Origin of the sequence: uncultured Amnibacterium sp., from assembly GCF_964250715.1 — a bacterium.
Taxonomy (GTDB): domain Bacteria; phylum Actinomycetota; class Actinomycetes; order Actinomycetales; family Microbacteriaceae; genus Amnibacterium.
Window position 1 is genome coordinate 1 of record NZ_CAXUGX010000007.1, and the last position, 12,589, is coordinate 12,589.

A 12,589-nucleotide genomic window follows, 5' to 3' on the forward strand; every position below is an offset into this window, starting at 1 on the left:
GCCCCGATAGCTCAGTGGTAGAGCATCTCCATGGTAAGGAGAAGGTCAAGAGTTCAATCCTCTTTCGGGGCTCTGGATTCCGTCTCGCCAAGTCGACGCGGAGTCCCGCGGCGGGGTAGCTCAGGTGGTTAGAGCACACGGCTCATAATCGTGGTGTCGCGGGTTCAAGTCCCGCCCCCGCTACAGCAGCAGGCCCGGTATTGCGCGGATGTCAGCACCCGTCAGTACCAGCGCCTCCACTTCTGCCCACATCGCGCCCAGCCAGAGGCACGGGTCACCGCGTCCCTCAGCCGGGAGCTGAAAGCGCGGCAGCGAATCACGTTCCGCCTCGTCGGTTCGTCTCGAGGTGGCCGTAGTCGGGGAGCTCGATCTTGTCGGCAGGTGGTGAGAAGAGACCGCCGGTGAGTCTGCTGACGAGCGGGGTGGCGGCGAGGCGGACCGCCGTGTGGAAGGCGGCGATTCCGAGCCGTGTGCGGGGGTTCGCAATCGCGGGGACGCCGGGTGGCAGCTTCTGCGCCTGGTCGACGTAGGGGCGCATGATCCGCTCGTAGCCACGGAACGCATCCTGGTGATGATGGTGGGCGGCGAGTTCACCGGCGAGCACGTACGCGCCGGTCAGCGCAAGGCTGGTCCCCATGCCGCTGACCGGAGATGCGCAGTAGGCGGCATCGCCCACGAGCGCGATCCGGCCTGTGCTCCAGCGCGGGGCGTGCACCTGGGCGACGCGTTCGAAGGTGAAGTCCGGCGCGACCGTCATGTCCGACAGGGCGCGGTTCGTCTCCCAGCCCGCACCGGAGAACACCGTGCGCAGCAGTTCGAACTGGTCCTCCATGGACCGCTGCTCGTATCCGGGCGTTGTGGAGAGGAACGAGAGGGCGGCCCGCGTGGTTCCATGATTGTCCGGGCGGAGGGTGACCGTGCGGCCGCCGGGAGCGCCGTACCAGCACCACCACGGAGCGTCGGTGGCGGTGCGGGGGACGGTGAACCATCCGGTGTAGAGGCCGAGGAAGCGGATCGTGGCCTCGTCGCCGAACGCCAGCCTGCGGGTGCTGGAATTGATGCCGTCGGCGGCGACCACCAGATCGAATGCGCGGGTCTCCCCATGCTCGAACGCGACCGAGACACGGTCGCCTGTGTCCTCGAGTCCGGCTATCCGGTCCCCGAAGACGTACTCGACGTCGTGCGTGGTGTCGACGAGCAGCCGGGCGAGATCGCCTCGCAGGATCTCCAGCTCGGCCGTGGCGCCGTCGGTGTCCGAGGTGCCGACCGGGAACTCGGCGATCACATCGCCGTCGCGGCCGACGAACCGGGTGCCCTGCTCGCCGGTGTTCGCCGCGCGGATCGCGTCCTCGAGACCCATCCGCCTGGCGACTTCGCGGCCGGCGCCGCGGACGTCGATGTTCTGCCCGCCGTCGCGCAGCCGAGGGGCACGTTCGATGACGACTGGGTCCCAGCCGTAGCGGCGCAGCCAGTAGGCCAGAGCGGGGCCGGCGATACTCGCCCCCGAGATCAATGCGGTGCGGGAAGTCATGCGGATTCTCCTTGAGGACTCGGTGCAGTGCTCAAGTGCTCGGAGGCACGGAGATGGTCGTGCTTCCGGGATCGGCGGCCGCGCCGAACCTTGATGCCCTTCGAGTCGACCACGCGGACTCGAAACCATGGCCCACCGGTCCTTTTCAGTTCTGACGGACCCGAACTGAACGGCTACGATCTCCGCGGGAGGGCCACAGTTCCGAAGCGTTTCTTCACAGTGTGAGCAGGTCGTCCTCGTGGGTGAAAGCGGGTCATCGGCAGAGTCGACTGAGCCGGAGTTGACCTGGATGTCCGCGGTCGACATCGCGAAGAACGTTCGAGAGCGTCGGTTGAGCGTCGTCGAAATCGCGGACCACTTCATCGAACGGGTCGAGCGGCTCAATCCCGCCCTCAACGCGTTCGTGTATCACGACGCCGCTCGCGTGAGGGCCGATGCTGCGCGGACGGATACGTCGATCCGGGCCGGCGTCGACGTCGGACCGATGGCGGGCGTCCCGTACTCGCTCAAGGAGAGCACCGCGGCGCTCGGGCTGCCGCACACCGGTGCGATGAAGGCCATGGAGGGCCATCGCGCGGCGTACGACGCGGTGGTCACCCAGCGACTGGCGTCAGCCGGCGGACTCTTCATGGGCAAGACCAACCTGCCTGAGAACGGCTACCGATGCGGCACCGACAATCACCTCTACGGCGCCACCCGCAACCCCTGGGACCTCGACGCGTCACCGGGCGGATCGAGTGGCGGAGCCGCGGCCTCCGTCGCAGCCGGGCTGACGCCGCTCGCTGACGGAAGCGACGGCGCGGGCTCGATCCGCGTACCTGCAGCGATGTGCGGATTGGTCGGCTTCAAGCCGACGACCGGCCGCATCCCGCAACAACTGCTTCCCAGCACCCATGCGACATTCATCAGCCACGGGATCATCGGCCGATCCGTGGCGGATGTCGCCCTCATGCTGGGCGTGGAAGCCGGCCCCGATGCGGCCGACCCGCTGAGCCTTCCACTCGACGCGACCGACTACTCCGCCGCGCTCGTGGATGACCTGACGGGGTGGCGGATCGCCTGGTCGCCGACCCTCGGTCTCGGCGAGGACGACACCGATCCCGAGGTCATCGCTCTCTGCACGCGCGCGGTCGCCGCCTTCTCGGAGCTCGGAGCGACCGTGGTCGAGGCGACGCCGGATTGGCCGAACCCCGAAGAGGCGATGTGGAACGGGGTCTGGCTTCCGGCTTACGCGCCCGACCTGAACGCCTACGACTGGGCCGCGCTCGAGGGCAAGGTCGATGAGGAGCTGGTCGAGATCGTCAGGTCTGGCGCAGCCAACACCGGCGCGGCGATCGGCGCCGCCGAACTGGTTCGAGGCGAGGTCTACCGTGCGTTCGCTCGCTTCATGCGGAGATATGACGTCCTGGCCAGTCCGACCACACGGGTTGCGGGGTACCCGATCGGGCGGTTCGGGCCGTCGTACCTCGACGGCGAGCCGCTCAGCCGTCGGCTGCTCGGCTGGGTGAACACGTATCCGTTCAACATGACCGGTACGCCCGCCGTGACGGTGCCAGTCGGCTTCACCTCAGACGGGTTGCCGGTCGGGCTGCAGCTGGCGGGGGGTCACCTCGCTGACGCCACGGTGTTGCGTGCCGCCGGGAACTTCGAGAGGGTTCGGCCCTGGTCGCACCTGCGGCCCGTACACAGCTGAGAGGCCATGGTCGGAGGGCCGGCTGAGCGACCGAGCGTCATCTCGGCCGCCCAGCGCATCCGCACCCATCAGCGCGTGCCACGATGGCCGGCGTGACACCCGGCATCGAACAGGCGCTCGCGCACGATCGCGTCATCGACATCACGACCATCGGCCGGAAGACAGGCGAGGCCCGTCGGATCGAGATCTGGTTCCATCGGATCGACGGCCGTTACTACATCACCGGAACGCCGGGGGCCCGCAGCTGGTACGCGAACCTGCTCGTCAACCCGGACTTCACGTTCCATCTGAAGGAGTCGACGCAGGCCGACCTGGCCGCCCACGCGACGCCGGTGGAGGGTCCCGAGAAGCAGCGCGTGCTGGAGGCGATCGTGGCGTCGATCGCGAGCAGTCGTCTCACGCTCGACGCCGACACGAGTCCGCTGGTCGAGGTGACCTGGGCCGACGCGGCATAGCCCTTCGGGTCCCGATGGACGTCGGCATCGCGAGGCGCCACTGGACGACGCGCTACGTCGCCCGAGCTGGCGGCGCCGCTCGCCCCCTGATCGAACTGCGACAGCCGACGACCCCACGCGGAGCACGAGAGCAGGACAGGGTCCCGGCAGCAGGCTGCTGGTCGACCAGGGGCCTGCTGTCGGGACCTGGTCCTGCTGTCGAGACGGGCCGGAGCCACGAAGTCGGCCGACTCGTCGACGCTCAGGGATGCAGGTCCTGGCCGTAGATCAGCACCGGGGTATCGCCGATCGTCCACTCGCCCTCCAGCGACGACCCGATCGCCTCGGCCACGCGGATGGAGGCGGCGTTCGCCGGGGCGATCAGCGAGATCAGGTGCGGCTCGCGCAGCACGTGGGCCGCGAAGTCACGGCTCGCCCGGCCGAGCTCGCTCGCATAACCGCGACCCCACCGGCTGCGGTCCAGCACCCACCCCACCTCCAGCCCCGGCCAGTCCGGTGGTCGCCACAATCCGCCGCGGCCCACGAACTCGCCGGTCTCGCGCTCGACGACCACCGCCTGCGACCAGCCCCGGAGCGCACGGTGGCCGATGAACAACGCGACCTGCCGCCACACCTGCTCCTCGGGCACGGGGCCGCCGAAGAACCGGCTGACCTCCGGGTCGCGCATGATGCGGGCGTACCGCGGGACGTCCTCGGCCGACCACCGCCGCAGTTCCAGGCGCGGAGTCAGCAGGTCGGTCATCGCTGCAGCACCCAGTCCATGGCGGCGGCGCAGGCGTTCAGCACGGAGATGTGGCCGTCGTCCGGCTGGCGCCAGGCCTGCGCGGTCGGGATCGTCGCCGCCAACCACGCTCCGTGCGATGGCGGGATCACCCGATCCAGGCCACCCTGCACGACGAGCACCGGCACCCGCACCGATGCGACGTCGAAACCCCACGGATGCATGAAGGCGACGTCGTCGTCGATCAGCCCGTCGTCACCCCACCGCGCGGAGCGCCCGACGTCGTCGCCCAACGAGGACCACGGACCGTCCAGGGCGGCGTGGTCCGCCGCGACGAAGCTGGTGGGATCGAACTCGTCGGTCAGAGCGAAGGCGGCGCGCGACGCACGGCCGGCGCTCGCGGCCCGCATCCCGCCCGGCGCCGCCATGTCGGCGAAGTATTCGAAGTCGACCGCCGGGTACGGCGCCGGGCTCGCCAGTACGACGGCTGCCGTCACCCGCTGCGGCAGCAGGGCGGCGCAGGCGAGCGCGTGGGGGCCGCCGCCGGACGCGCCCATCACCGCGAACCGATCAACGTCGAAGGCGTCGACGATGCGGGCCACGTCCGCCGCGGCGGATGCCACATCCCGTCCCGGGAGGGGGTCGGATCCGCCGTAGCTCGGCCGGCCGTAGGAGAGCAGGCGGATGCCTCGCTCCGCCGCCGCCTGCAGCACGGGCGCGAGCGGGGCCCCGGTCTGCGGGGAGCCGTGATGCCAGACCAGTACCGGTGCGCCAGACGGCCCACCGCCGTCATACGCGTGCAGCACGCGTCCCTGTGCTGTGCCCGTCCCCGGGCCGCTCGTCCCCGGCGTGCGCTCCTCCGCGCTCCCCTCCGGCATGCGCACGATCCGCTCCACCACCACGGCCTGCACGGTAGCGCCACCCGAGACGACCGATGGAATGCTGACCGGAGCATTGAAGTCCCCTGGACGCAGACTGAGTTCTCGGCGTCGAGGCGTTTGACTGATCGCATGACCGATCTCTCCGCGCCGACGAACGTCGCGACCAAGTATCCGCAGCCACCGTTCAAGAAGCAGCAGCAGTCCGGGGTGGGAACCGTGTCCGAGATGGACCCGCAGCCCGACCACGGCGAGCAGTCCTATCGAGGTAGCGGCAAGCTGACCGGCCGCCGAGCGCTGATCACGGGGGGCGACTCCGGCATCGGACGTGCGGTGGCGATCGCATTCGCGCGCGAGGGCGCGAGTATCGCCCTGAACTACCTGCCCGAGGAGCAGCCCGATGCGGACGAGGTCGCGTCCCTGCTGCGCGGCGAGGGCGCGACGGTGGAGTTGCTGCCCGGCGACCTGACCGACGAGGCATTCAACGCAAAGCTGGTGGAGCAGACCGTCGCCGCCTTGGGCGGCATCGACCTGCTCGTGATGGTCGCCGGCGGAATGCCGACGGTCAGCGGCATCGAGGATTTCGACACCGCCACCTTCGACCGTCTGCTGCGCACCAACATCCACTCGCTGTTCTGGCTGACGAAGGCGGCCAAGCCGCACTTCGGGCCGGGCGCCTCGATCATCGCCACCGGGTCCATCCAGAGCTTCAACCCGTCACCCGACCTGGTCGAGTACGCCGTGACCAAGGCGGGGATCGCCAATTGGGTCAGGGCCATGGCCCAGCAGTTGGCGCAGGAGGGGATCCGCGTGAACGGAGTCGCACCCGGCCCGTTCTGGACACCGCTGCAGCCCTCCAGCGTGCCGAACGACAAGATCGAGAGCTTCGGCGGCGAAGCGGCCTACGGCCGGCCCGGACAGCCGGTGGAGCTGTGCTCCACCTACGTCTACCTGGCATCGCAGGAGTCCAGCTACACGAGCGGCGAGACGATCGTGGTCTCGGGCGGCACCCCGGTGCACTGAGTGCAGTGCACCGGGGCGGGACGGGGCGGGGCGGATGCTCAGGCGCCCAGGCGCTGGAGCAGGTCGTCCAGGGCGGCCGCGGTCTGCGGCGCACCGGCGATCAACATGCGGACGCCCGGGCCGGCTCCGTCCAGCCCGGTCACGACGCCGCCCGCCTCCCGCACCAGCAGGGCTCCGGCGGCCTGGTCCCAGGGATGCAGCCCCTGCTCGAAGTACGCATCGATGCGACCGGCCGCCACCGACGCCAGATCGATCGCGGCGCCGCCGGTGCGACGCAGATCGCGCACCCGGGACAGCAGTTCGCCGGCCACTTGGGCCTGCGTCGAGCGGACGGCCTGGGTGTAGTGGAACCCGGTGGCGACCAGCGCCGACTCGAGGGGCACGGCCGGCCGCACCTCCAGGCGGCGGTCACCGAGGAACGCCCCGCCCCCGGCCGATGCGGTGTACAGGTCGCCGAACGCCGGTGCCGCGACGGCGCCGGCCAGCGCCCGCCACGTCGCGGGATCCGGCTCGCCCTCCACGACCGCGACGGACACGGACCAGTTCGGCAGGTCGTAGAGATAGTTGACGGTCCCGTCGATCGGGTCCACGACCCAGGTGAGGCCGCTGGACCCGTGCTCGGCGCCCGACTCCTCACCCAGGAAGCCGTCGTCCGGCCGGGCGTCGGCCAGGCGGGCGCGGATCATCGCCTCGACCGCGCGATCGGCCTCGGTGACGATGTCGATCGGCGAGGATTTGGTGGCGGCGACGGAGACGCCTTCCCGGCGCAGGCGGGCGGCGAGCTCGCCGGCGGCGACCGCTACGTCGGAGGCGAGCGCGAGCAGTCCGGTGTCGGTCACCCCTCCAGCCTGCCGCCTCCCGCCCCAGCACGACAGCAGGACCACGTGCCGACAGCAGGCGGCTGGTCGACCAGGAACCTGCTGTCGGGACCTGGTCCTGCTGACGGGACCGGAGTGGGCGTCCCGCTTTGCGCGTGGAGCCGCCGCAGGAGACGATGGGGCATGGCGAAACGGTCGTTCCTCGGTTCCCTGCTCGAACTCTCGGTGCCGGAGAGCCGCCGCCCAGCCGCCGCGCTTGCAGCGGGCCTGATCGCCGGAGTGACCTCGGGCTTCATCAAGATCGGCTGGGAGAACTTGGTACCGCCGCGCATCGAGGGCCGCGAGCCTCCGCCCGTCACGCTGCTGAAGAACCAGGGCGTCGACTTCGAATCGAAGACCTTCACCTTCTCGGGCAATCAGGTGCCGTGGGCGATCTTCTCGGTGCACTTCGGCTTCTCGGTCGCCGCCGTGGCGGCCTACGCCGTGCTGGCGGAGTACCTGCCGAAGACCAAGCTGGCGCTCGGCACGGTATACGGCACGGGCGTGTGGGCGGTCTTCCACCTGGGGGTGCTGCCGGCGCTCAAACTCTCGCCGGGCGCGAAGGACCTGCCGCGGGACGAGCAGATCTCGGAGTTCTTCGGCCACCTGGTGTGGATCCTCGAAGCCGAGTTCATCCGGCGCGACGTCCGGCAGCGGATCGCGGGCGTGCCGGACGCGGAGACCCGGTCGGCGGCCGCGGCCGCCCTGCTGAGTACCGCGAAGGGCGCCCTGCGCCGCTGAGCCGCCGCGGCGCTCCTGCTCCGGCGCTCCGCTGATCCGGGCCTGCTCCGGCGCTCCGCTGCTCAAGCGTTCCGCTACTCCAGGGCTCCGCTACTCAGACGCTCGGCTGCCCCGCGGCTTCGGCGAACACGATCGTCTCCGCCAGCCGCAGGTAGTACGACGAGATGAGCGCATCAGGCTGCCGGAGCGACGTGAAGTACGGCGGAGCCGCGAAGCGCACGTCCACGCCGGTGGCGGACAGTTCGGTGCAGACCTGGGCGAGCGCGCGGTTGAACCGCGGCACGAGCCGCCGGGCGGCCCCTTCCAATGAACCCGGGGTCGACGGCATCGGCAGGCCGGTGAGCACGATCTCGACCTCACCGCCCGCGGTTTCCCGCAGGAAGGGAACTGCGCGGCGTATCGCTTTGCCGAGCCGCCCGTTCGCCGGCGACCCGATGATCTCGAACATGGATGGGCACCACACGACCACCTGGTACGTGTGCGCACCGAGGGCGCCGAGCTGGTCGATCGCCTGATCGAGAGGCAGCCGCGGGCGTGCGCGGTTGTGGACGACGGCGCCGCGTCCGGACCGAGCGGCGATCGCCCGCGCAAGATGACCCGTCAGCGCGTCGTCCTGATCGGTGACGCCGAAGCCGACCGCGACGCCGGAGCCGATCACGAGCACGCGAACCGGATCCAGTCCGACGACCTTTGACTCCCCGACGCCCTGCGGACGCACGGCCAGCGCGGGCTGCCTGCGCGTGCTCGTCGCGAGGGCGCGGGTGAACAGGCGGGTGAGGATCCGGTCGGTCATCGATGCACGGCCCCCACGGCGCTTCTGTGGTCCGCTTCGCCGGATCCGCCCAGATGATAACCGTGGAGGACCATGCAGGGCTGACGATCGCCGTACCGATTCCGAGTCGATCCGCCGATCGGCAGACAAGGCCGCGGCGGCGGAACGATCCGGACTCCGGCACTAGCGCGGTGGCGTGGCGGGTGAGGGATTCGAACCCCCGAAGGCTACGCCGGCTGATTTACAGTCAGATCCCTTTGGCCGCTTGGGTAACCCGCCAGGCTGCTCCGGCCGGACTGGAACAGCCCGGCCGGAGGCGCACGACGAGGATACCGGCGCCCCAGGCTGTGAGGAAATCGCGCGGATCGCTTCGGAACCCGATCGAGACGTGTGCTGCGGCGCGGCGAACACCGACCGCCACTCGACCGCCGATCGACCGTGCGCTCGGCGGCGCTCCCTACACTTTTCGGGTATGGCGGACTCCTCCTTCGACATCGTCAGCAAGGTCGACCACATGGAGGCAGAGAACGCGGTGAACCAGGCCCGCAAAGAGGTCGAGCAGCGCTACGACTTCAAGGGGGTCGGCGCCTCCCTGAATCTCGCGGGCGAGACGATCACGGTGAAGGCCAACAGTGACGAACGGGTGCGGGCTGTGCTGGACGTGCTGCAGACCAAGCTGATCAAGCGGGGGATCTCGCTGAAGAGCCTGGAGGCCGGAGACCCGGTGGCGAGCGGCAAGGAGTTCCGGCTGGAGGCGACCCTGAAGAACGGGATCGACAGCGATCATGCGAAGCAGATCGGCAAGCTGATCCGCGAGCAGGCACCCAAGACGGTCAAGAGCCAGATCCAGGGCGACGAGCTGCGGGTGCAGTCCAAGAACCGGGACGACCTGCAGGCGACGATCGCGCTGCTGAAGGGCGCCGACCTCGACCTGGACCTGCAGTTCGTCAACTTCCGCTGAGCGGCGCCGAGACGGCGCGCGGGGGTGTGCGGCGGAACGCCAGGTCAACCGCTGAATAGAATCCGGGCATGACCGACGCCGGCATCTCGCTGGCCCTCGCCATCAGCGCGTTCGTGCTGGACATCATCATCCGGGTCCTGGCCGTCGTCTTCGTGCCGAAGAACCGGCGCCCGGCCACCGCCACCGCCTGGCTGCTCGCCATATTCTTCGTGCCGTATGCAGGTGGGATCCTGTTCCTGCTGCTCGGCAGCACGCGGCTCTCCAAGCGCCGGCGGGAGCGTCAGCAGGAAATCAATACGTTCATCCTGCAGGCGACCGACGGTCTGGAGGAGAGCCGACCGAGCGAACTGCCGTCATCCTGGATGGACTCGGCGGTGCGCCTGAACCGGGAGCTCGGAGCGATGCCGCTCGTGGGCGGCAATCGGGCACAGCTGTTCGGCGACTACCAGCGCTCGATCGACGAGATGACGAAGCTCGTGGAATCGGCGACGACCTTCGTCCACGCGCAGTTCTACATCCTGATCCTCGACTCCACGACGGCGGGCTTCTTCGCGGCGCTGGAGGGGGCGCATCGACGCGGCGTGACGGTGCGCGTGCTGTTCGACCATTTCGCGTCCCTGCGCACGCCCGGCTACCACCGCACGCTGCGGGCGCTGACGCGCAGCGGCATCGAGTGGCACCGGCTGCTGCCCCTGCAGCCCTGGCTCGGCGGGTACCAGCGGCCCGACCTGCGCAACCACCGCAAGGTGCTGGTGGTCGACGGGCGAGTGGCGTTCATGGGTTCGCAGAACATGGTCGACCGCACCTATAACAAGTGGCGCAACCGTCATCGGGGCCTCCGATGGCAGGACATCATGGTCCGCCTGGAGGGACCGATCGTCGCCGAATTGAACGCCATCTTCATCACCGACTGGTACGGCGAGACCGACGTGCTGCTGGAGCGCGAGGGCAGCCAGACCGTGGCACCGATGGCGCCGGATTCGCCCCTGCTGAACTGCCAGGTGGTGCCGAGCGGCCCGGGGTTCGAGGGCGAGAACAACCTGCGCCTGTTCAACACCCTGATCTACGCGGCGCAGGAGCGCGTGGTGCTGACCAGCCCGTACTTCGTGCCCGACGACTCCATGCTCTACGCCGTCACCACCGCGGCCCAACGCGGCGTGCAGGTGGAGTTGTTCGTGTCGGAGGTGGGCGACCAGGCGCTCGTCTACCACGCGCAGCGCTCGTATTACGAGGCGCTGCTGAAGGCGGGCGTGGTCATCTGGCTCTACCGCTCGCCCACGATCCTGCACGCCAAGCACTTCACGATCGACGACGAGGTCGCCGTGGTCGGGTCGAGCAACATGGACATGCGCTCCTTCACCCTGAATCTCGAGGTCTCGCTGATGGTGCAGGGCCGCTCGTTCGTCGCGGACCTGCGGCAAGTGCAGGAGGGCTACCGGCGCGCGAGCCGACGACTGAGCCTGGACGAGTGGCAGCAGCGGCCGCTGCGCAGCGCGGTCCTGGACAACGTCGCCCGGCTCACCGCATCGGTGCAGTAGCCGTGGTCAGCCGAGCGACGCCGCCAGCATCTCGTCGCGCGGGACGACCTTGACCCGGGCGCGGCCCGCCGGCTCACCGAGGGCGATCTCATGCCGGTCGAGGGCGTGCCAGCCCTCGACCGTCGTGTAGCGGACGCCGCGCGAATCGAGCAGATCAGTGACGGCGGACTCCGCAGGCGCCTGCGGCGACCACCAGAGGCCCGCATCCGTCAGCACGTGGTGCACCGTCTCCATCGCATCCGACTTCGTGTGCCCGATCAGGCCCACCGGCCCACGCTTGATCCAGCCGGTGGCATAGACGCCGGGGACGATACCGCCCTCGGCATCCACGACCTGGCCCTCGTGGTTCGGCAATATGCCCCGACCGGCATCGAAGGGCAGATCGGGTAGGGGGGAGCCGAAGTAGCCCACCGCGCGGTACACCGCCTGCACGGCCTGCTCCCGGAACTCGCCGGTCCCGCGGGCGCCACCCTGACCGTCGGGCTCGGTGCGCTCCCAGCGGATCGCGGCGACCGCGCCGTCATCCCCCGCGACGAACTCGGTGGGCCGCGCCCAGAAGTGCAGGTGCAGCCGGCGGCTGGCCGCGCCGACCTGCCGGGTGCGCCACTGCTGCAGCACCCGGTCGATGACGAGCACCTGCTTATTGGTCGCGATCGCCAGCCGGGACGCCTCGTCGTAGTCGAAGTCCTCGTCGTGGACGACCATGTCCACATCGGGCACCTCGCCGAGCTCGCGCAGCTCCAGCGGCGTGAACTTGACCTGCGCCGGCCCCCGGCGACCGAAGACGTGCACGTCCGTCACCGGCGACGCGGTCAGCCCGGCCACCACGTTGTCGGGCACCTCCGTGGGCATCAGGTCGTCGACGTGCTTGGCCAGGATGCGCGCGACGTCGAGCGCGACGTTGCCGTTGCCGATCACCGCCACCTCCCGCGCGGTCAGCGGCCAGGTGCGCGGCACGTCGGGGTGCCCGTCGTACCAGCTGACGAAGTCGGCGGCGCCGTAGGAGCCGGGCAGGTGGACTCCCGGAACGTCCAGGTCGGCGTCGCCGCTAGCTCCGGTCGCGAAGATCACCGCGTGGTAGTGCCGCTGCAGGTCGGCAAGCGTGATGTCGGTGCCGTACTCCACATTGCCGAAGAGCCGCACGGCGCCGCCGTCCAGCACCTCGCGCAGAGCGCCGATGATGCCCTTGATACGCGGATGGTCCGGGGCGACGCCGTAGCGGACCAGGCCGTAGGGCGCCGGCAGCCGTTCGAACAGGTCGATGGAGAGGTCGATCGCGTGGTCGGTCTTGCGGGCGATGTCGGCCGCGTAGATACCGGCCGGGCCGGCGCCGACGATCGCGAGGCGCAGCGTGGTCACGAGAGGCTCTCCTGTTCGGCGCGCACGGACGGCGCGAGTGTGTTCGGACCCGCCACGACG

12 protein-coding genes and 3 tRNA genes are annotated in these 12,589 nt (G+C 69.8%); 8 read left to right on the plus strand and 7 right to left on the minus strand.

Annotation, left to right across the window (positions count from 1 at the left end):
* Together ACFE7H_RS08295 and ACFE7H_RS08300 are read left to right on the plus strand one after the other, a co-directional pair.
* Positions 1–72: transfer RNA gene (locus tag ACFE7H_RS08295), tRNA-Thr, on the plus strand.
* 37 nt (positions 73–109) lie between these two features.
* Positions 110–183: transfer RNA gene (locus tag ACFE7H_RS08300), tRNA-Met, on the plus strand.
* 133 nt (positions 184–316) lie between these two features.
* Here ACFE7H_RS08300 and ACFE7H_RS08305 read toward each other — a convergent pair.
* Entirely contained in the window at positions 317–1,531 is a 1,215-nt protein-coding gene (locus ACFE7H_RS08305) for an FAD-dependent monooxygenase (RefSeq protein WP_375400763.1), read from the minus strand.
* A 289-nt stretch (positions 1,532–1,820) separates the two neighbouring features.
* Between ACFE7H_RS08305 and ACFE7H_RS08310 the strand changes: the two genes are divergently transcribed.
* Both ACFE7H_RS08310 and ACFE7H_RS08315 read left to right on the plus strand, forming a co-directional pair.
* Positions 1,821–3,224, plus strand: coding sequence for an amidase (locus tag ACFE7H_RS08310; protein WP_375400764.1), 1,404 nt, complete (start codon positions 1,821–1,823; stop codon positions 3,222–3,224).
* Positions 3,225–3,316: 92 nt separating this feature from the next.
* Positions 3,317–3,679, plus strand: a complete 363-nt coding sequence (locus ACFE7H_RS08315) for a nitroreductase/quinone reductase family protein (protein WP_375400765.1) — start codon at positions 3,317–3,319, stop codon at positions 3,677–3,679.
* 241 nt (positions 3,680–3,920) lie between these two features.
* On the opposite strand, the gene ACFE7H_RS08320 is transcribed toward ACFE7H_RS08315, so the two are convergent.
* On the minus strand, positions 3,921–4,421 hold the full coding sequence (locus ACFE7H_RS08320) for a GNAT family N-acetyltransferase (RefSeq protein WP_375400766.1): 501 nt from the start codon (positions 4,419–4,421) through the stop codon (positions 3,921–3,923).
* Positions 4,418–5,302, minus strand: coding sequence for an alpha/beta fold hydrolase (locus ACFE7H_RS08325; RefSeq protein WP_375400767.1), 885 nt, complete (start codon positions 5,300–5,302; stop codon positions 4,418–4,420). The genes ACFE7H_RS08320 and ACFE7H_RS08325 overlap by 4 nt, the downstream gene beginning before the upstream one ends.
* A 108-nt stretch (positions 5,303–5,410) precedes the next feature.
* Between ACFE7H_RS08325 and ACFE7H_RS08330 the strand changes: the two genes are divergently transcribed.
* On the plus strand, positions 5,411–6,301 hold the full coding sequence (locus tag ACFE7H_RS08330) for an SDR family oxidoreductase (RefSeq protein ID WP_375400768.1): 891 nt from the start codon (positions 5,411–5,413) through the stop codon (positions 6,299–6,301).
* Positions 6,302–6,339: 38 nt separating this feature from the next.
* On the opposite strand, the gene ACFE7H_RS08335 is transcribed toward ACFE7H_RS08330, so the two are convergent.
* Positions 6,340–7,140: an inositol monophosphatase family protein gene (locus ACFE7H_RS08335; protein WP_375400769.1), complete on the minus strand. Its 801-nt coding sequence runs from the start codon at positions 7,138–7,140 to the stop codon at positions 6,340–6,342.
* 162 nt (positions 7,141–7,302) lie between these two features.
* On the opposite strand from ACFE7H_RS08335, the gene ACFE7H_RS08340 reads away from it, so the two are divergent.
* Positions 7,303–7,899, plus strand: coding sequence for a DUF1440 domain-containing protein (locus tag ACFE7H_RS08340; RefSeq protein ID WP_375400770.1), 597 nt, complete (start codon positions 7,303–7,305; stop codon positions 7,897–7,899).
* Positions 7,900–7,993: 94 nt separating this feature from the next.
* Here ACFE7H_RS08340 and ACFE7H_RS08345 read toward each other — a convergent pair whose 3' ends face one another.
* Positions 7,994–8,692, minus strand: a complete 699-nt coding sequence (locus tag ACFE7H_RS08345; RefSeq protein ID WP_375400771.1) for a hypothetical protein — start codon at positions 8,690–8,692, stop codon at positions 7,994–7,996.
* A 176-nt stretch (positions 8,693–8,868) separates the two neighbouring features.
* Positions 8,869–8,950 (minus strand) — tRNA-Tyr (locus ACFE7H_RS08350).
* Between the two features lie 193 nt (positions 8,951–9,143).
* On the opposite strand from ACFE7H_RS08350, the gene ACFE7H_RS08355 reads away from it, so the two are divergent.
* Positions 9,144–9,632 carry a YajQ family cyclic di-GMP-binding protein gene (locus tag ACFE7H_RS08355; RefSeq protein ID WP_375400772.1) on the plus strand — a complete coding sequence of 163 codons (489 nt, stop codon included), beginning with the start codon at positions 9,144–9,146 and terminating at the stop codon, positions 9,630–9,632.
* 68 nt (positions 9,633–9,700) lie between these two features.
* Complete coding sequence (gene cls, locus ACFE7H_RS08360) at positions 9,701–11,170, plus strand: cardiolipin synthase (protein ID WP_375400773.1); 1,470 nt, start codon at positions 9,701–9,703, stop codon at positions 11,168–11,170.
* Between the two features lie 6 nt (positions 11,171–11,176).
* Here cls and ACFE7H_RS08365 read toward each other — a convergent pair whose 3' ends face one another.
* The gene (locus ACFE7H_RS08365) at positions 11,177–12,529 is read right to left on the minus strand and encodes an FAD-dependent oxidoreductase (protein WP_375400774.1); all 1,353 of its coding nucleotides are present in this window, start codon (positions 12,527–12,529) and stop codon (positions 11,177–11,179) included.
* Positions 12,530–12,589: the final 60 nt, after the last annotated feature.